The sequence below is a fragment of the Paenibacillus sp. JSM ZJ436 genome, from assembly GCF_044383795.1.
Lineage (GTDB): Bacteria > Bacillota > Bacilli > Paenibacillales > Paenibacillaceae > Paenibacillus_AQ > Paenibacillus_AQ algicola.
The window spans coordinates 192,582-211,318 of the sequence record NZ_JBISEO010000005.1 but is presented as its reverse complement, the minus strand read 5'-3'; the positions used below and the strand labels follow the sequence as shown (position 1 = coordinate 211,318).

Annotated in this window: 15 protein-coding genes and 1 other annotated feature (1 of these 16 only partly in view); of the genes, 7 read left to right on the top strand and 8 right to left on the bottom strand. The window is 54.7% G+C overall.

Translation table 11 applies throughout. The features are described from left to right. Nucleotides 1–4: 4 nt before the first annotated feature. The 5 genes from ACH6EH_RS09070 to ACH6EH_RS09050 all read right to left on the bottom strand — a co-directional run bounded on the left by ACH6EH_RS09070 (nt 5) and on the right by ACH6EH_RS09050 (nt 6,500). Nucleotides 5–889: a carbohydrate ABC transporter permease gene (locus ACH6EH_RS09070; RefSeq protein WP_397332046.1), complete on the bottom strand. Its 885-nt coding sequence runs from the start codon at nt 887–889 to the stop codon at nt 5–7. A gap of 3 nt (nt 890–892) precedes the next feature. Beyond that, nucleotides 893–1,819, bottom strand: a complete 927-nt coding sequence (locus ACH6EH_RS09065) for an ABC transporter permease (RefSeq protein ID WP_138227403.1) — start codon at nt 1,817–1,819, stop codon at nt 893–895. Nucleotides 1,820–2,060: 241 nt separating this feature from the next. Then, a complete protein-coding gene (locus ACH6EH_RS09060) occupies nt 2,061–4,304 on the bottom strand; it encodes a helix-turn-helix transcriptional regulator (protein ID WP_397332137.1) in 2,244 nt (747 codons plus the stop codon). Between the two features lie 92 nt (nt 4,305–4,396). Continuing rightward, on the bottom strand, nt 4,397–5,029 hold the full coding sequence (locus ACH6EH_RS09055) for an SGNH/GDSL hydrolase family protein (protein ID WP_397332045.1): 633 nt from the start codon (nt 5,027–5,029) through the stop codon (nt 4,397–4,399). 1 nt (nt 5,030) lies between these two features. After that, the gene (locus tag ACH6EH_RS09050) at nt 5,031–6,500 is read right to left on the bottom strand and encodes a sulfatase family protein (protein WP_397332044.1); all 1,470 of its coding nucleotides are present in this window, start codon (nt 6,498–6,500) and stop codon (nt 5,031–5,033) included. A gap of 268 nt (nt 6,501–6,768) precedes the next feature. Between ACH6EH_RS09050 and ypfJ the strand changes: the two genes are divergently transcribed. Next, nucleotides 6,769–7,608 (top strand): KPN_02809 family neutral zinc metallopeptidase, encoded by an 840-nt coding sequence (ypfJ, locus tag ACH6EH_RS09045; protein WP_397332043.1) that lies wholly within the window; start codon nt 6,769–6,771, stop codon nt 7,606–7,608. A 77-nt stretch (nt 7,609–7,685) separates the two neighbouring features. On the opposite strand, the gene ACH6EH_RS09040 is transcribed toward ypfJ, so the two are convergent. Then, nucleotides 7,686–8,531: an ABC transporter ATP-binding protein gene (locus ACH6EH_RS09040; protein WP_138227398.1), complete on the bottom strand. Its 846-nt coding sequence runs from the start codon at nt 8,529–8,531 to the stop codon at nt 7,686–7,688. Nucleotides 8,532–8,752: 221 nt separating this feature from the next. Here ACH6EH_RS09040 and ACH6EH_RS09035 point away from each other — a divergent pair, with 221 nt between their 5' ends. The 6 genes from ACH6EH_RS09035 to ACH6EH_RS09010 all read left to right on the top strand — a co-directional run bounded on the left by ACH6EH_RS09035 (nt 8,753) and on the right by ACH6EH_RS09010 (nt 16,059). Then, complete coding sequence (locus ACH6EH_RS09035; RefSeq protein ID WP_138227397.1) at nt 8,753–9,808, top strand: NAD(P)/FAD-dependent oxidoreductase; 1,056 nt, start codon at nt 8,753–8,755, stop codon at nt 9,806–9,808. Between the two features lie 173 nt (nt 9,809–9,981). After that, nucleotides 9,982–13,068 (top strand): ATP-binding protein, encoded by a 3,087-nt coding sequence (locus tag ACH6EH_RS09030; RefSeq protein ID WP_397332042.1) that lies wholly within the window; start codon nt 9,982–9,984, stop codon nt 13,066–13,068. A gap of 155 nt (nt 13,069–13,223) precedes the next feature. Then, nucleotides 13,224–14,282, top strand: a complete 1,059-nt coding sequence (gene rlmN, locus ACH6EH_RS09025; RefSeq protein WP_208203784.1) for a dual-specificity RNA methyltransferase RlmN — start codon at nt 13,224–13,226, stop codon at nt 14,280–14,282. 53 nt (nt 14,283–14,335) lie between these two features. Continuing rightward, on the top strand, nt 14,336–14,818 hold the full coding sequence (greA, locus tag ACH6EH_RS09020) for a transcription elongation factor GreA (RefSeq protein WP_138227395.1): 483 nt from the start codon (nt 14,336–14,338) through the stop codon (nt 14,816–14,818). A 148-nt stretch (nt 14,819–14,966) separates the two neighbouring features. Further along, a complete protein-coding gene (locus ACH6EH_RS09015) occupies nt 14,967–15,254 on the top strand; it encodes a DUF6509 family protein (protein WP_397332041.1) in 288 nt (95 codons plus the stop codon). A 40-nt stretch (nt 15,255–15,294) separates the two neighbouring features. Beyond that, the gene (locus ACH6EH_RS09010; RefSeq protein ID WP_138227390.1) at nt 15,295–16,059 is read left to right on the top strand and encodes a TrmB family transcriptional regulator; all 765 of its coding nucleotides are present in this window, start codon (nt 15,295–15,297) and stop codon (nt 16,057–16,059) included. Between the two features lie 106 nt (nt 16,060–16,165). Here the strand turns inward: ACH6EH_RS09010 and ACH6EH_RS09005 are convergent, their stop codons facing one another. Together ACH6EH_RS09005 and trpS are read right to left on the bottom strand one after the other, a co-directional pair. After that, nucleotides 16,166–17,350 (bottom strand): MFS transporter, encoded by a 1,185-nt coding sequence (locus tag ACH6EH_RS09005; RefSeq protein WP_397332040.1) that lies wholly within the window; start codon nt 17,348–17,350, stop codon nt 16,166–16,168. 210 nt (nt 17,351–17,560) lie between these two features. Beyond that, on the bottom strand, nt 17,561–18,550 hold the full coding sequence (gene trpS / locus ACH6EH_RS09000) for a tryptophan--tRNA ligase (RefSeq protein ID WP_233281076.1): 990 nt from the start codon (nt 18,548–18,550) through the stop codon (nt 17,561–17,563). A gap of 48 nt (nt 18,551–18,598) precedes the next feature. Further along, nucleotides 18,599–18,737, bottom strand: a binding site (T-box leader); it runs 152 nt beyond the window's last position.

The window sequence follows — 18,737 nt, the reverse complement described above, 5'->3', positions numbered from 1 at the left end:
CTATTTAGCCCTTCACAGAGCCAAGCATGACGCCTTTGGCAAAATGCTTCTGTAAAAACGGATACACGAGCATGATCGGAATCGTTGCAAACACGATTACGGCCATTTTGATGGACTGTGGTGGAAGCACCGTTTCATCCAGGGATGAGCTTGAGCCTACGGAGCTTTGGGACAGGATAACAATCTGTCTCAGGAGCACCTGAATCGGCCACTTGGTGTTATCGCTAATGTACAGGATTGCCTGGAAGTACATGTTCCAGTGACTGACCGCATAGAACAGCGCGAAGGTAGCCATAGCCGGCAAAGACAACGGCAGGACGATACGAACGAGCACGACCAGGTCGTTGGCGCCGTCAATCTTGGCGGATTCTTCAAGTCCATCCGGAATTTGCTGGAAAAAGTTCTTGAGAATGATCAGATAGAAGGCACTGATCGAGGTCGGGATGATAACCGACCATAGGCTGTCAAGCAGTCCGGTCCATTTTACCACGAGGAACGTCGGGATCAAGCCACCGCTGAACAGGATGGTGAATACCACGAACATCAGGATCAGTTTACGTCCTCTCAGATGTACCTTCGAAAGCGGGTAAGCCATCAGGCTCGTCATGACCAGGTTGACGATGGTTCCGCCGACGGTGATCAGAATCGAGTTATAGAGACCCTGCATCAGAGTGTCTGTCGAGAAGATGTATTTATAGGCGGCTAGAGAGAAGCCCTTGGGAAACAGGATCAATCCACCCTCGGCAATGCTCTTCTCATCGGAGAAGGACAAGGCCGTAATGTAAATGAACGGGAACAGCATGACTAGTGAAATGACGAGCAATAGAAACATATTGACCCAGTCAAACGCCTTTTCACCTGCGGTTTCTTTCATTGCACTGTTAGACATGATCTAAAACACCCCCTCTTCGCCTGCCTTCTTGGCTGTATAATTCGCAACAAGTACGAGGATCAGGCCGACGAGTGATTTGAATAGTCCGACCGCGGCGCTGTAACTGAAGTTACCTTGCAGCAAGCCCACCGTGTAGACATATGTGTCAAAAACTTCACCAACTTGACGGTTGAGTGCGTTGAGCAAGAGCAAGATATGCTCAGCGCCTTGCTCCAGAATATCGCCAAGTCTCAGGATAAACAGGATAATGATGGTGCTCTTCAGCGCAGGCAGTGTAATGTGCCACAGCTGTCTCCAGCGGTTTGCACCGTCCATCCGGGCTGCTTCATACAGCTGAGGATCGACACCGGCCAAGGCGGCCAGGAAGATGATCGTACCCCATCCAGCTTCTTTCCAGATGACCTGGCCAATTTGAAGCGTTCTGAACCAGTCTTCACTCATCAGGAAGTTGACCTTGTCATTCCCCGTTGCTGCGATGGCTTCATTGATGAAACCGCCTTCAGGTGTGAGGAACAAATAACTGATACCGACGATAACGACCCAGGATACAAAGTGCGGAATGTAGATGATCGTCTGTACGAATCGCTTGAACACCTGATTCTTCAGCTCATTCAGCATGAGAGCGAGAATGATCGGAATCGGGAAGAAGAAGACGATCTGGTACAGCGACAACAATAAGGTGTTGCGGAACAGCTGCCAGAAGGTAGGCTCGGAGAACAATCGATTGAAGTGCTTCAGTCCGACCCAGGCGCTGTCCAGAATGCCCAGTGCAGGGGAATAGTTTTGAAAGGCAATGATCACGCCCCACATGGGTAAGTACTTATAGACTAGAAAATAAATAATGCCGGGTAACAGCATTACATATAACCAACGGTCTCTCAGCAAATCACGCCGCCAGCTTCGTTGATTGTTTTGGATGCGCTGCATGTGGCTTCCTCCTCTTTGCTTTTGTACACCAACCTTAACCCCATCCGGATCAATAGTCTATATGCACCTTCATCACATCTCGGGGGTCGTCTGGTGCATATGAAATAGGCATAATAATCCCTGGAATGGCCAAAAAAGTGCCGAAAAGCCCGGTGTGAAGGTCATCTGCTGCACATGTCGAGATAATGATTATAGACACAAAAGCGCATCCCCTGAGTTGAAGAGGATGCGCTTTCAGACGCTATTCGTTCATTTTCCGGTAACTGGAAGGGGTCATTCCTTCCATTTTTCGGAAGTATCGGATGAAGGCAGTGGTGCTCTGATAGTGAAGCTTCTCGGCAACCTCCTGCACCTTCAGATCACTGGTCGTCAGCAAATGCTTGGCCATCTCCAGCTTGGTGATCGCCATATATTCGCTGAAGCTCATGCCTACTTCCTTCTTGAAGACGCGGCTTAGATAATTGGCATTGAAGTTCATCAGATCGGCAATGGCTTCCAGCGTTAAGTTCTCTTCAAAGCGGCTTTGTACCAGCTGCTTGATCTGCTGGGCAATCTGGCCTTGATGCGATTCTTCCCGGGTGGAGAGCAGCTGGAATAGCTGCTCCATGCCGACGGAGGTAAACCACTGGCCCAGCTCCACGAACGTAGTGGTACGGAACATCGCCTGAACGTACTCCACATCCAGCAGCATTTTCTTCAGCGTCTGCTCATCCCATTGCAGCAGGCTCATCATCTTGACCAGCAGCTGGTAGAACAGCACCTGGGCTTCCATCAAGGTGTACTGCCGGGTCTCGACCTCTGTCAAAATGCGGTCCACCAGCTCTTTTGCAGCTTCGCGGTCTTCACTTTGCAGCGCCTCCAGCAGCTCCTGCTCCCAGTGGGCCGGATAAGTCATTTGCGGAAGTCTGCCAGGATCCACGTCCTCAGACTTCATCACACCACGGTAACCTGTCCGTTGACAGAAACGAAGCGCCGCTGTGGATTCAGCGAACGCCATAGACACCTGCTCCAGCTGGGTGTGCGGCCGACTGACTCCGAGCTGGATGTCCAGTCCCAGGAAGGCCAGGATTTTGTCCTCAATCTCCTTGCAGGTCTGCATCAGAAGCTCTTCCGGTGCTGCGCTCTCTGCGCTGCGGGGACTGACGAACACCGCGGCACAGCTCTCATTCATAATGACCGGCTTAAAGGGCTGTAACGGCGTGAGAATTTCCTCCATCATGTTTAGAATGGCGTAAAGAATCAGGCTTAGATCCTCTTCCTCGAAGCGGGTGTGCTCCAAAGAATAAATCTTGAGGGTAAATACACTGAATTGCTCCCAGTCCGAATCAATATTGTATCGTTCAATGTGCTCCTGAATCTCCTTGTTGCTCCATTGACCGAGAAACAGCTTCATTACAAACAGCTCATGCAGATAAGGAAACTGCTTCTGCAGCTGCTTTTGCAGCTCCAGCTTGTTCCCGAGCAGTCCCTGAATCCCGGTGCGAATATATTGCAGCTCATCGGAGGCCTGCGGATGAGCATCGTCCGAATCCGCCACGAGATCCCGAAGCACGCGAATCGGAGAGTAGAACATCTTCGAGCCCTGCCAGGCAAGCCCCAGCGTAATGCTCAGAATGACCAGGCACATCAGCAGAGTGACCCAGCCAATGGCCTTCGATTCCTCGGTAATATCGGACAAGTGTACGAGGGATACATATTTCCAGCCGTTAAAGACAGAGTCCTCCACCATAGCCAGAGCAGGAGCACCGGCCAGCTCGAACCGAACTTTCTCCTGCTGCGAGTTCTCTCCGGACTCTGCGCTTAGCTTCAGCTCCAGCTGATCCTGCTGCTCCGGAGAGCTCAGCGTTTCTGAATTCCGGAATATAAGCTCCATATTCTCGTTATAAATGACGGTATCCCCGTAGCTTTCACTGCGGACGAGCGAGTTAAACAGCCGCGGGGAGAACCGCATGACAAAGGCCCCTTGGGGAGGTGACTTCGTGGTCAGAAAAGGCAGCGGCTTGATCAGGCTGATGCCGCCGCTGGCGCTGGTCACCCATTGTGTATTTCGGGGCTCTGACAGCAGCGCCGTCCATTCGGCCAGCTCTTCCTCTTCGTCCAGGCGCTCCAGTCCTTTATTGGTAATGACCCAACGCTTCTCCAGATTCACAAAATGGACACTCGCCACATAATCAAACACTTGAAATCCCTGAATCGTCTTGATCAGCTCGGAGACGGTTTCAAATTGGGACCGGTCAAGGTCCATATTCAGGGCGGAAACGGCCTGGGTAGAATTGGTGAACTGTGTTGCCATAACATATGCGGTTTCCAGTTTATGATCAATACTATTCATGGCCGAGCTCAAAATCTGCCGGTTGGCCTCATTGACCTTTTGCTCAACCACGGTTGAGGTCCGGTCATACGAGAATACACCCATGACGATGACAGGCAGGGCACCCAAGAATAAACTGTACATAAACAATTTTTTCAAGTAGCTGTATTTCATCACATTTTGTGTCTCCCCATGGATATATTGTCGTGGTATACAAACGGCCGGGTTCCCCTTACCTCGTCATGGCAGGGTGCTGCAGCAAGAAGCTACTCTGCCGATGAAGAGGCGTGAAGGCCTGAGCCTATCAGATAATCCGCGATAAATTCAGCTTGGCGGCGCTGGACCTCCTCGGTGAAATGAGCATGGTCCCGATAGGCGTCAGCTCCAAATTGCAGCGTAAACGTGTACAAATCAATGATCGGCACCTCATGCTGCTCCATGACCTGCGATGCAATCTCGTTATATTCCAGCACATCCCGGTGAAAGCGGTGAAAGGAGGTGCTCTGCGAATTATGAATATCATCAATAATGTCAGTGGTGCTAACCCAGATCAGGGCCTTGGCCATACTGCGGGCTGTTTGGATAATCTGCTCCAGGTTATCCCGGTAACGGGCAGGAGATATTTGTCTCTCGCCGGTGAGCGGATCGGTCTTGATATCATGCAGTCCACAGTTAAGCAGCAGCAGATCATAGGACACGCCCTGATGCTGCTCCTGGGTTAAATAGTCCAGCACCCGGCTGCTGTCGCCTCCATTGGCGCCTACGGGCTGGTCGAGATCGGCCAGTGCCTGCTTCTCTCCGCGCTTGCGGTCATAATGAAAGTACGATTCCACCAGCGGCTTCAAAAAAGGACCGTACTGGATAGAGATGCTGTCTCCCACAATGAACAGATGTCTCAACCTAAGCGCCTCCCTTGGGCTCATTTACGATAGCCGGGCCATATTCGCCGGTCGTTACCGGGATATAGGAGACAAAATGATTATCTTCATACCGGTATCCGTTCTCCCACATCAGCCGGTACATCTCCTTCAGCACTCCGCTCATCTCCGGCTGCTCTGCGATGTTGACCATTTCGTGAGGGTCCTGGTTCAGATCGTACAGCTCGTCGATGTCCGTGGGGTTGTACACAAATTTATAATCTCTGGTTCGCACCATACGGTTTGTATAGTAGAGCTCGGTGCCGTAGCACTGGGTGTAGATGGAATCGCGCCACTCCGTGGGCTGCTCATTCTGCAGGAAAGGCACGAGGCTCTGTCCGCTGCACTTGGAGAGCGGCTCTGCGCCTGCCAGCTCAATCAGTGTCGGCGCAATATCCATCAGCATGACGAAATCGTCCACGCTTCTGCCCGGCTCCTGAATCAGCTTCGGATGGCTGATAATGAGCGGAACCCGGTAGCCCTCGTCAAAGGTGCTGATGCCCTTGCAGTACAAGCCGTGGGCTGCACCCAGCTCTCCATGGTCGGAGACGAATACGATGAGGGTATTGTCCCGCTGGCCGTTTCGATCCAGCGCGTCCAGCACCTCGCCAAACAGATCGTCCATCATCGTGCAGTAGCCCCAGTAGTGGGCAAGGGATTCCTTGACCTCCTGCTCAGTCAGCTGGCTGAATACCTTCTTCATGCGTCTGTAGATGCCCGGCTTATCGGTCATGTCATCCCGGTAGTTGGGAGGAAGCTCAATGTCGTTCGGGTCGTACATCGTAGCGTATTTCTCCGGAACGATGAACGGATCATGCGGTCCCAGTACGCCAAGATACATACACCAAGGATCCTCCTGATCCTTCATCGCATTCAGCTGCTGAATGCCGGCGTCTACACAGTGGTAATCCGGGTGGTCATGATACTCCACCTTGGACGTGCCGTACAATTGAAATTTCGACCATCCTGGACGAAGGATCTCTCCCCGGGCCCGTTCGCGCGTGCCATGCTCGCTCTGAAGCTGGGCATAATGGTCCCGGCGCGAGCCGCGGTCGAAGCCCTGCTCCTTCATGTACAGCTCCGTCCAGCCGCGGTCACTCGGATTCTCCTCAGCCGATACATGCCATTTCCCGCTGTAATACATCTCATAGCCGGCATCCTTCAGCTTCTCGGAGAACATTTCCACTCCGGGGTTGACGGTGGAGTTGATGGCCTGGTCATTGCGGACGTTATTGTAAACGCCGTGCTGGGACGGGTACAGGCCGGTCATAAAAGAGGCTCGGGCCGGGCAGCAGTGGGCCATCGGCGGGTACGTGTACGTAAAGCGCACGCCTTGACCGGCGATTTCATCAAGATGAGGCGTACGGCAGGGATGATCCTGCATCGTGACCTGGGCTTGCTGCTGATCGGTCATAAAGATCAGAATGTTCGGTTTGCTGGACGTTGCTGACATGGTTGACACCTTCCGTTTTCAAGTATTTCCTCGAAGTCATCGAAGATCAGGGTGATTTGCTTCTCTCAAGCTGTACATCATCATTCCTTCATTGTAAACGTTATCTCTATCTATTTTAACGTATATTACGGCAGGTTAGTAGAAAAGATTGGCCGCAAGCCTTCATTTCGTTTCTCTAAGGGCGCATTTGGGGGTATAAATGCTTAAAGGATAAGAAAAAGCGAACCCAGTTCCTTAATAGGGGGCAAGCAGAAGGAGGAAGCAGATTATGCAGTGGAAAGGGAGAAGAGGATCCTCAAATGTAGAGGATCGAAGGGGCCGCAAAGGGCCCGGCCTGATTGGCGGCGGCATTGGAGGCATTATCATCGTGCTGGTCATCACCTTGCTGGGCGGAAATCCGGGAGAGCTGCTGGGCAGCCTGGGCGGAGCTTCCGAGCCGAGTGGAGCTTACACAGAAACGGCTGAGGAGCAGGAGCTGGCCCAGTTCGTGTCGGTGGTGCTGGCGGATACCGAGGAGGTATGGCAGAAGGTGTTCCGCAAGGAAGGTATGGAGTATGAAGAGCCGACGCTGGTGCTGTACACAGGCAGCGTACAGTCTGCCTGCGGCACCGCCGGCGCGTCGGTAGGCCCGTTCTATTGCCCGGGAGACCGCAAGCTGTACATTGACCTGAGCTTCTATGACGAGCTTCGCCGCGAGTTCAATGCGCCGGGTGACTTCGCCATGGCCTATGTGGTTGCCCACGAGGTGGGGCATCATGTGCAGACGCTGCTGGGCACCTCCGCGCAGCTTAATCAATACCGGCAGCAGCTGAGTGAAGAGGAATATCGGAAGTATCAGGTACGCTTCGAGCTGCAGGCTGATTATTTAGCCGGAGTCTGGGCGCATCATGTGCAGGGTGAGAATCTGCTGGAGGAGGGCGATCTGGAGGAGGCGCTGGCTGCTGCCAGTGCGGTCGGGGACGATACAATTCAGAAGAAGGCCCGCGGCTATGCAGTACCGGAGAGCTTTACCCACGGCACCTCGGAGCAGCGGAAGAGCTGGTTCTATAAAGGCTTTGAGCGTGGAACGCTTCAGGGCGGAGATACCTTTACTTTGCCGGATCCATAAAAAAGACAAACAAAAGTCCCTTCAGAGACTGCAGCCGCAGCCTCTGAAGGGACTTTCTATTTATTATAGAAGAAACGTTAAGCGCCAACTCCGACGGCAATGCGTTCCTCAGCGATCGCTGCAGCATGCACCGGCTCTTCCTTCAGTAAATTATACGTCAGGCACATCGGCTTGCCGGTGCGGGGATCCCGTCCGATCGCCGCGTCGATGTGAAATACCTCACGCAGCACGTCGGCATGAATAACCTCTTCACAGGAGCCGGATTGAACAATCTGGCCGTCCTTCATGGCAATGATGTGATCGGCGAAGCGGGCTGCCTGGTTCAAATCGTGGAGCACCATCACAATGGTACGCTCCTGTTCACGATTCAGCTTCTGCAGCAGCTCCAGCACTTCCAGCTGATGGGCAAGATCAAGATATGTTGTTGGCTCATCCAGGAATATAATTTCGGTTTCCTGAGCGAGAGCCATAGCGATCCACACACGCTGGCGCTGTCCGCCGGACAGGGCATCCACGGAGCGCTGTTTAAATTCCAGCGTGCCGGTCACCTCCATGGCCCAGTCGATCACCTCGTGATCCCGGGCAGTCAGGCGGCCGAAGCCCTTCTGGTACGGGAACCGTCCATAGGATACCAGCTCGCCGACCGTCAACCCGCTTGCGCTCTCCGGTGACTGCGGCAAAATCGCCATCTTGCGCGCAAGAGCCTTCGTATCCTCTTTGACGATTTGCTTGCCGTCAAGCAGGATAGTGCCGTCCTGGTGGGAAATGATGCGGGTCATCGCTTTCAGCAGCGTGGACTTGCCGCAGCCGTTCGCACCAATAATGGTCGTGATCTTCTTGTCCGGGATCTCGGCACTCAGCTGTTTAACAATCAGACGTTCACCGTAGCCGACGCTCAGGTTTTCCGTATATAGGCGAGACATGGGTACCCTCCAATAAATGAATTGATAATAGATAGCTTGCTTACAGAGATAGCTTGCTTACTTAGTGATAATCATTCTCAAATATCTGCTAACCTTACTTTAAAGGCTGTTTCATCCTGTTGTCAACTATAATTTAGGTTGTAATGAGCACAAATTCATCGTATATTACAATGAGAATGATAATCAGTGAACCAATGTCCTGATCAGGGAGATGAATATTCGTGGAGCAAGCAAATGTGTTTGATGTGACGATTATTGGTGCCGGTCCGGCAGGGTTGTATTCTGCCTTTTACAGCGGTCTGCGGGAAATGAAGACGAAGATTATTGAGTTTCAGCCACAGCTGGGCGGCAAAATTCATGTATATCCGGAGAAAATGATCTGGGATGTCGGCGGGCTCGCCCCTCTTCCCGGTGCCAAACTGATTGAGCAGCTTGTTCAGCAGGGCTTAACCTTCTCCCCGGAGGTTGTCCTGAACGAGAAGGTGACCTCCATTGTCAAAAATAGCGACGGGATTTTCGTCCTCGATACGACCTCCGGGACGAAGCATTACTCCCGAACCGTCATTGCGGCTTCCGGCCGGGGCATTCTGACGCCGCAGAAGTTGCAGATTGAAGGGGCCGAACGGTTCGAGGTGTCCAATCTCAATTACACCGTCAAATCATTGAAGCAGTTCAAGGATAAGACCGTGCTCGTCTCGGGCGGCGGCCATTCCGCAGTAGACTGGGCCAATGAGTTGTGTCCGGTCGCGAAACAGGTGTATGTCGTATGCCGGAAGGACACCATGACCGGCCATGAAGCACAGGTGAACCAGCTGATGAACTGCGATAATTCCAGCTGTATGCTGCAGCAGAGCATCAGCAAGCTGATTGCCTCGGATAACCATGAGCGGATTGAGCGGGTTCAGCTGACCTGCCTGAAGACCGGGGAGGTATCCGAGATCGCAGTTGATGAGGTAGTGATCAATCACGGCTACGACTGGGACAAGGAGCTGATCCAGAACAGCCGTCTGGACATCAGGGTGGCAGAGGACGGTTACATTGAAGGCTCCGTGCTGGGAGCCTCCTCCGTGCCGGGGCTGTTCGCTGCCGGTGACGTGTTGAAGCATGAGGGCAAGCTGAATCTGATTGCCGGTGCTTTTCAGGACGCTGCGAACGCAGTCAATCAGGCGAAGCTGTACATCCAGCCGGATGCGTCCAAGATCGCCATGGTATCCTCGCACAATGAGCAGTTTAAGGAACGGAACCGCGAGCTGGTCAAGCAGATGATGTCCACCTAGAAAGGATAAAGTTCAGACAGTGCGCTGCTAAGCGGTGCACTGTCTTTTTGTTATGGAATCTTGCGTGTTAAAAGGTATGGAAATTTCAGGACAGGTGGGGTTTAATTAAGATCTACGTAACGTGAAGCATACTGCTGACCGGCACCGGCTGCCGGCGGGAAAGAGGACCTGCGATGATACCACGTAAATGGCTGACGCTGATGATTGGCTTGACTCTTGTCGTTGTAATTCCGCTGTACTCCGGCATCCGCTTCGATCTGAAAGCCGGCATGACGCCCTCTGCGATGGAGGGCGTGCTGGACTTGCAGGAATGGGATTTTGCGGAGGACGGTGCAGTGCCTCTGAAAGGGGAATGGGAGTTTTATCGCGGGCGTCTGCTGAATCCGCCGGATTTTGAGAACCCGGGACCGGGGGTGGAGCACGGCGGGCAGGGTTCCCTTGAGCCTTCTGCCATTGTGAAGCTGCCGGGAGCATGGAATTCCTATATATCTCAAGAAGGGGAGGCGGAATCCGCCTGGGGCTACGGAACCTATCGCCTGATCATTCAGGTTCCTGATGGGGAGGAGAACGCCCTCTACGGTATCAAGACCGGCAACATCCGCACCGCGAACCGGATATTCCTGAACGGGCATCAGATCGGAAGCAGCGGAGAGCCCGCGGCAAGCCGTGAGCAGGAGACGGCCTCCAACATTCCGTACCTGTCCTTCGGACCGCAGCAGGCGGGACAGATTGAGCTTGTCGTTCAGGTATCCAATTATGCCTACAGCTCCGGGGGCATCTTTACGTCGATCTGGTTCGGGGATGTTGAGTCGATTCTGCAGGCCCGGGAATTGTCTCTGTTTCTGGACATTATGACGCTCGCAGGCTTTCTGCTCCCGGGCGCTTATGCGCTGATGCTGTACCGGCTGCGGAAGGAACGGGCGCTCTTGTATCTGGGCCTGGCCTGCACCGCGATGCTGATCTACACGGCCACCCACGGGGAGAAGCTGCTGGCCGCCCTTTTTCCGGGGCTTGGCTACGAATGGTTTACCAAGATTCAGATGATGTCCTCGGCGCTGCTCTATTACTTTCTGATCTATTATGTGGCCGTCTCCCTGCCGGGCATCATTCATCGGTATGCTCTGCGGGCCATACAAATGCTGACCGCGGCCAGCCTGCTGACGGCATGGCTCACGCCAGTGCGTGTCTTCTCGCAGCTGGAGTCTATCATCTTTATGACCTCCCTGGTGAGCGTCCTGTACATGTTCTGCCGTATGATTGTCAGCATCAAGGGCCGGAGTGAAGAATTCGGGCTGCAGGTTATTGGAGTGGTCAGCATTCTGATGCTAATTGTCATGAATATTGCCAGTCTGCTGGGCAGCCAGCATTTTCAAACCTTTGGCTCCCTGGAGCTGGTGCTGTTCGTGCTGACCCAGGCTATTTTGCTGGCCCGGCGCTTCTCGGATTCCTTTGAAGAGGTGCAGTATTTGTCCCGCCGGCTGCTTACACTGGATGGGCTGAAGGATGAGTTTCTGGCGAATACGTCGCATGAGCTAAGAACCCCGCTTCACGGCATGGTGAACATCAGCCAATCGCTCGTCGACGGTGCTTCAGGACCGCTGACCCCCAAGCAAACGGCGGATCTGCGCTTGATCGTATCCACGGGGAAAAGACTGTCTTCCCTCATTAATGATATTCTCGATTTTAACAAGCTGAGGAACAATCAGATCACCCTGCAGCCAAAGCTGGTGGATTTATCCGCAGTAACGACCTCGGTGCTGGAGGTCATGGCGCATGTGTCAGGGAACAAGCAGCTCGTGCTGCGGCAGGAGCTGCCGGAGCGGCTGCCTCTGCTCTATGCCGATGAGGAGCGGCTGCGGCAGGTGCTGTACAATCTGGTCGGCAATGCGGTCAAATTTAGTGATCAAGGACAGATTATCGTCACGGCGCAGCAGGACGAGGAGGACTGGATCACGGTCTCGGTCCGCGATACCGGAATCGGGATAGAGGAGCAGCGGCTGGCGTTGATTTTTCAGTCCTATGAGCAGCTGGAGCAGGAAGGCCGCGGAGATCATCAGGGCACGGGGCTGGGCCTGAGCATCACGAAGAAGCTGGTGGAGCTTGGCGGGGGCAGGCTCTGGGTCCGCTCAAAGCCGGGGGAAGGCTCCACCTTCTCCTTCACGGTGCGATCGACCCGGGAGGAGAGCCTGCCTGTGCCGGAACCGGTGCGGGAGTATCCCGGACAGGAAATGCTGGAGACCGAGCCGGACCGTGAACAGGCCGGGACAGCGGCTGCCCGGATTCTGGTCGTGGACGATGATCCCGTCAATCTGAAGGTCATTCACAATCTGCTGGGAGGAAGGGGAATCCGCATCCTTACTGCATCAAGCGGAGAGGAGGCCTGGCGTATGCTGAGCACCGGAGAAGCCGTCGATCTTGTGATTACAGACTGGATGATGCCGGGCATGTCCGGCCCTGCGCTGTGTTCCCGAATTCGGGAGCGGTTCACGCTGTTTCAGCTGCCCGTGCTGATCCTGACGGCCCGCAGCCTTCCGGAGGACGTCAAGGTGGGGCTGCAGGCGGGGGCGAATGATTTTCTCAGAAAGCCGGTGGATGCCGACGAGCTGAAATCCCGCGTACGGACTCTGCTGGAGCTCAGGAAAACCGTGCGGCAGGCGATTGCGTCGGAGCTGGCTTTTTTACAGGCACAGATCAAGCCGCACTTTCTCTTTAATGCGCTGAATACGATCATGTCTCATCTGCCGGATCACCCGTCGCTGGCGAACCAGCTGCTGCTAGAGCTCGCTCGTTATCTCCGGCGCAGCTTCGATCTTGAGGGCCGGGAGCAGCTGACCACGCTGGGTCATGAGCTGGAGCTGGTCACCTCTTATCTCAATCTGGAGAAAGCCCGCTTTGAGGAACGGCTTCATGTGGAATACCGACTGGCTGCCGGCAGCCAGCTTCTGGTGCCGCCGCTGAGCATCCAGCCCATCGTCGAGAATGCGGTCCGGCACGGGCTGATGCGCAAGGAGGGCGGCGGAACGCTGGTGCTGGAGATCACAGAGAGCAAGGAAGCGGTGCAGATTACAGTGAGCGATAACGGAACCGGCATGCCGCAGAGCCGGCTTAGCTCTCTGCTTCGGGATGGAGGAAGCCAAGGAATCGGGCTGCGAAATATTCACTCCCGCCTGCTGTCCATGTTCGGGAGCGGCCTTAAGCTTGAAAGTGCGGAAGGGCAGGGCACAACGGTTTCTTTTGAAGTGCCGAAGCATAGGGGCTGAGAAGGATTGGGAAGAGCGGAGGGTTTCTGTTAAGAAAAGTGTCCCTTAGGCTTGCCTACAGGCTTCTTTCCTGTAACTCCCCTTGTGTTATAGATGGAATTTTGGGACAATGGGAGAGGAATCTGGACAACGGATGTCATAGAAAGGAAACAGAAATGAATACACCATCCATTTATGGATTAACCTTAGAGCAGCTGAAGAGCTGGCTGGAGGCTCACGGACAGAAGCCGTCGCGCGCGGCGGCCGTCTGGCATGCGCTGTACCGGGAGCGCGTGACCTCCTTTGATCACATGGCGGACGTACACCCGGAGACGGCAGCGCTGCTGCGGGAGAGCTTTTCTATTTTGACGCTGGCCGAGCATACGAAGCAGGAATCGGTTGACGGAACCGTGAAATTTCTGCTGAAGCTGACAGACGGCAATCTGATTGAAACGGTGCTGATGCGCCATAAATTCGGATTATCGGTCTGTGTGACAACCCAGGTGGGCTGCAATATCGGCTGCAGCTTTTGTGCCAGTGGACTGCTCAAGAAGAGCCGGGATTTGACAAGCGGCGAAATTGTTGAGCAGGTGATGAAGGTGCAGCTGTACCTGGATGCAGCGGGACGGGAGGAGCGGGTCAGCCATATTGTCGTGATGGGCATTGGAGAGCCCTTTGACAACTTTCAGCATATGTCGAATTTTATTAAGGTCATCAAGGATCACAAGGGGCTCGCAATCGGCCCGCGCCATATTACGGTATCGACCAGCGGACTGGCTCCTAAAATCAGGGAGTTTGCCGACAGCGACCTGCACGTGAACCTTGCGCTTTCGCTGCATGCGCCAAACAATGAGCTTCGTACCCGAATTATGAAGATTAACCGCGCCTATCCGCTGGAAGAGCTGATGCCGGCCGTGGATTACTATCTGGAGAAGAGCAACCGCCGCATTACCCTGGAGTATATTCTCCTTAAAGGTGTCAATGATCAGAAGGAGCATGCCCTGGAGCTGGCTGAGCTGGTGGGACCCCGCCGCCATACGGCGAACGTCAACCTCATTCCATACAATCCGGTGGATGAGCACAGTCAGTATCAGCGAAGCACTCCGGACGATATTACGGGATTTTATGACACGCTGAAGAAGCAGGGCATTAGTGTCAGTGTACGCCTGGAGCATGGCACCGATATTGATGCCGCCTGCGGCCAGCTGCGCAGCAAGCAGATCAAGGCACAGTAAGGCGCGGCAATACGCTGCGTATGAATTTATAGAGGCAAGGGAGCTGAAGCGATATGGCCAATGAGGAAGAAGTTATTGTTACCGCCGAAGGATTTGCGAAGCTGGAAGAGGAGCTTCAATATTTGAAGGAGGTCAAGCGCAAGGAGCTGGCCGAGCGCCTGAAGGTTGCTATCAGCTATGGCGATTTGAAGGAGAACAGCGAGTATCACTCCGCGAAGGATGACCAGGCCTTTATGGAAACCCGGATTCTTGTGCTGGAGAAAATGCTCCGCAAAGCGCGTGTGGTGGATGCCGGCAAAATGGATTTGAACCGGGTCAGCGTCGGGGCGATCGCCGTCCTGAACGATCTGGAATTCAACGAGAAGGTAGAGTACCAGATCGTTGGACCGGCGGAGGCGGACGTAGTGAACAACAAGATTTCCTATGAAAGCCCGCTCGGCAAAGAGCTGATGGGCAAGGAAGTCGGAAGCATCGTTCACGTTACGGCTCCGGTGGGCATTATTAAATACGAGCTGCTGGACATCAAGATGAACTAAAGCGGCTGTGATGAGTCAGCGATTGAACAGGCCTCCCGGGAAGCGGGGGGCCTGTTTGTGCGGTGCGTTGCTGCAGACATGGCTGGGGCAGCGCCAAAACGTGTATAATGAAGCATAACGGACGTTGACGAGAGGGAAGGATGAGAGCATGCTGGAAATTATTGAATACACAGCGGAATACATTAAAGATCCATTCGGAATTTTGAGCGGGAAGCGCTATGAATTTGTGCTGGATCTGAACGTTCCGGAGGATGACGAGCTGTACCGGGAGCAAGGGGTATACCTGCGCGCCATTTATCTGGAGGATGAGAACCGGATTGTAAAGTATGATTTTTATGAGCGGGTCAGTGATCAGTATCTCGATTTCGATATGGAGCCGGAGGAGGAAGAAGAGCTGACGCGCTTCTGCCGGGAGCATTTGCCGAAGGCGGAGTAAGCAGAGCGAGGGATCATTCCGAGGCGGCGAAGGAGGGGCCATGCTATTACAATTTGGATACTCGCAGTATGAGAGCAAGGTATATGAAACGCTGGTCACGCAAGGGGAGGCCATGGATGCCTCCGGCATTGTCAAGCTGTCGGGAGTGCCCAAGGCCAAGGTGTACGAGGTGCTGGACCGGCTGGTGGATAAAGGCGTCGTGATGGATACCATATCGGGCAAAAAAAGAACGTATGCCTCGCTTCCTCTGGAAGCGGTTATCGACAAGCTTACGCGGGAGTTTGAGGAGGATATCCGGCAGCTGCGGGAGGCCAGCGTGTCCAAGAGCGCTGCCAACGGCCAGGTATGGAGCTTGAAGTCGTACAGCTCGATCCAGGCGTTTTGCCGGCAAATGATCCAGGAAGCCCGGGAATCGGTGCTGGTGTCCATGTGGAGTGAGGAGTTCGCTGCATTCACGGAGCTGCTGAACCGCAAGGAGCAGGAGGGCGTTCGGGTGGAGGCTCTCGTGACGGGCGATGATCCGCCAGGCGCTGCGCTGTCCAAGCTGTATGTGCTGAAGCCGTCAGCCGGACATGACAAGCTGGAGCGCTTTATGCTGCTCGTCACGGATACCCGGCAGCTGCTGTTTGCCGGTGTGGAGAACGGAAGCTGGCAGGCGATTGAGACGCAGGGGCAGCCGTTCGTCAAGGTATTTGCGGAGTTCTTCTATCATGATATGGCCTTGACGGCCTTCAGCCGCAAGTACCCGGAGGAAATGCTGCAGGATGAGGAGCTTCAATCCCTGCTGCTGCGGCTGCGATATTAAGCTAAAGGGCGGCTCCAGGCACAAAGGGGCGGTTCCCAGGATCTTGAACAAGATCTTGAGGAACCGCCCCTTTGTGAGTTATTGGACAACCATCAGCAGCTGATCCTTACTTGGCAGCCGCAGCCGCCATCTCCCGCTCTGCGGCAGGCTTGGTGCGGCGGCTGAACGAGAACAGCGCCATGCCGAAGGCTAGCGACGCAATCAGGCCGCCAACCCACGGATTATCGGAGACGGAGCCGTGGTCCATGACTGCACCGCCGATGATGGAGCCGGCGGCAATGCCAAGATGAGTCATTGACGAGTTCAAGCTGAACTGGGTCTCGGCATGATCCGGAGCCAGCTGGAGCAGGTAGGTCTGCATCGCCGGGGCGATGGACCAGCTGAGCCCGCTCCACAGCATCATGAACGGCAGGAACAGCCAGAAGGCGGTCTGGGACGTTACGAGCACCAGAAACATGGAAACCGAGAAGCTGGCTGTAATGCCCAGAATGGCCCGCTTGGTGCCAAGCCGGTCGGATATCCATCCGCCCGCGCCGCCGCCGAGCACGGCGGCGATGCCGAACAGGAAGTACACGGCGCTCATCATCTGAGGGCTGATCTGAAAGGTGGCGTCGACGAACGGCTGCAAATAGCCGTATAGCGTCAGATGCCCTGTCAGCAGCAGCAGCCCGATCAGCTGCGCGCTAATGATCTTGCTGTCCTTCAGCGAGGCGAGCTGCCGCCTTAGCGGAACCACGGGACTCGGCGCGGTACGCTTAGTAAACAGCGCTACGCCCCCCATCGAGAGCAGGGTCAGCACCGCAATGACGATGAACGGCGCGCGCCAGCCGAAGGCATTGCCGATCATCATCCCTACGGGCACGCCGAGCACCAGCGAGCCGCTGATCCCCATGTAGATGATTCCGATCGCGCGCCCTTTATGCGATTCCGGCACCATGGCGGCGGCCATAGATACCGAGAGCACGACGATGACCGAGCCGCTCATGGCGGCCAGAGCCCGGGCGGCTACGATGGCGGCGTAGCTTGAGGTCAGGGCGACCATGACGTTGCTGATGAGAAAGACGGCCAGCATGTACAAATACAGCTTCTTCCGCTCCAGCTTCGCCGTCAGGTTGACGAGAATGGGACCGCTGATGGCAAAGGTGACCGAGAAGATGGTAATGAACTGGCCTGCCGAGCTGACCGAAATGCTCAGATCCTCTGCGATCAGATTCAGGATGCCGCCGACGATCAGCTCCACCATCCCTACCACAAAGGCCGCAATAGCAAGCATATATACACGAAAATTCAATGAAACACGTCCTTCTAATGTTCAAAATTTAAGTTACCACTATTATAGTAACCTGTTTGAGAGAGCGCAACCTGCATTTTTTGGTGCTCTTCATTATACACGTTATCCTCTCCATTCCAAAAAGCCCCCCTCACCACGTCTGCCAGCCCCTCCTGGAAAGAGGGTGGCAGATTCATAATGAGGGGGGCTGTGAAAGCGCCGCTATAGGCTTTAGAACGTTACGAAGCCCATGGCGCGCTTCGCGGCGAGCAGGGTCTGCTCCGCTTTTTCGGCGGCGCGCTCGGCCCCATTTTTCAAGATGCGGTCGAGCTCTTCGGAATGGACGATCTCATGATACGTCTTCTGGATCGGCTCCAGCTTGCTGACGACGGCCTCGGCCAGCTCCTTCTTAAAGGTACCGTAGCCCTGACCTTCATAGCGCTTCTCGATGGCGTCGATGGAGTCGCCGGAGAAGACGGAGTAGATCTCGATCAGGTTGCTGACCGCCGGCTTCGCCTCCCAGTCATAGCGCACGCTCATATCGGAATCCGTAACCGCACGGGAGAATTTCTTCCGGATGACGGACGGCTCGTCAAGCAGGGATACGTAGCTGCCCTGGTTCGGATTGCTCTTGCTCATCTTGTTGGAAGGGTCGTCGAGGCCCATAATACGCGCTCCGCTCTCCTGAATGACCGGCTCCGGCAGTGTGAACGTCGGCGCATACTTATGATTGAAGCGCGCAGCCAGATCCCGCGTCAGCTCCAGATGCTGCTTCTGATCATCCCCGACCGGCACATGTGTCGCCTGATAGAGCAAAATATCTGCTGCCATCAGCACCGGGTAGGTGAACAGGCCGGAGCTGACCGTGTCCTTGCCGCCGGATTTGTCCTTGAACTGGGTCATCCGGCTCAGCTCCCCGAAGTGGGCCTGCGTTTCCAGCAGCCAGCTCAGCTCGGCATGCTGCCGAACCTGGGATTGAAGGAAAATAACCGCTTTGTTCGGGTCTACGCCAGCCGCGACATACAGGGCTGCAACGTCCCGGGAGCGCTGATGCAGCTCTTTGGGGTCCTGGTACACCGTAATGGCATGCAGATCAGGAATGAAAAAATAACAATCATAGTCGTGCTGCAGCGCTACAAACTGGCTCAATGCCCCGCTGTAGCCACCAATGTTCAGATCACCGCTGGGCTTGATGCCGGACAGCATAATTTTGCTCATCATAAAGACCTCCTCTATATTAGAACAACAAAAAAGCACTCCGCCCCGAGTCTCAGGGACGAAGTGCATGACTCCGCGGTACCACCACCGTTCGGCTGCGAGCAGCCGCGCTTCACGTGGACAGCTGCCTCGCAGTCTGTAAAGGCTGCGGCTTGCTTCCACCACTCCCGGGATAACGGGGGAGAGCCGT

Bases quoted from the DNA above. Each gene is read 5' to 3' on its own strand.
- ACH6EH_RS09070 (WP_397332046.1), bottom strand. From the start codon at position 889: ATGTCTAACAGTGCAATGAAAGAAACCGCAGGTGAAAAGGCGTTTGAC.
- ACH6EH_RS09065 (WP_138227403.1), bottom strand. From the start codon at position 1,819: ATGCAGCGCATCCAAAACAATCAACGAAGCTGGCGGCGTGATTTGCTG.
- ACH6EH_RS09060 (WP_397332137.1), bottom strand. From the start codon at position 4,304: ATGAAATACAGCTACTTGAAAAAATTGTTTATGTACAGTTTATTCTTG.
- ACH6EH_RS09050 (WP_397332044.1), bottom strand. From the start codon at position 6,500: ATGTCAGCAACGTCCAGCAAACCGAACATTCTGATCTTTATGACCGAT.
- ypfJ (WP_397332043.1), top strand. From the start codon at position 6,769: ATGCAGTGGAAAGGGAGAAGAGGATCCTCAAATGTAGAGGATCGAAGG.
- ACH6EH_RS09040 (WP_138227398.1), bottom strand. From the start codon at position 8,531: ATGTCTCGCCTATATACGGAAAACCTGAGCGTCGGCTACGGTGAACGT.
- ACH6EH_RS09030 (WP_397332042.1), top strand. From the start codon at position 9,982: ATGATACCACGTAAATGGCTGACGCTGATGATTGGCTTGACTCTTGTC.
- rlmN (WP_208203784.1), top strand. From the start codon at position 13,224: ATGAATACACCATCCATTTATGGATTAACCTTAGAGCAGCTGAAGAGC.
- greA (WP_138227395.1), top strand. From the start codon at position 14,336: ATGGCCAATGAGGAAGAAGTTATTGTTACCGCCGAAGGATTTGCGAAG.
- ACH6EH_RS09015 (WP_397332041.1), top strand. From the start codon at position 14,967: ATGCTGGAAATTATTGAATACACAGCGGAATACATTAAAGATCCATTC.
- ACH6EH_RS09010 (WP_138227390.1), top strand. From the start codon at position 15,295: ATGCTATTACAATTTGGATACTCGCAGTATGAGAGCAAGGTATATGAA.
- trpS (WP_233281076.1), bottom strand. From the start codon at position 18,550: ATGATGAGCAAAATTATGCTGTCCGGCATCAAGCCCAGCGGTGATCTG.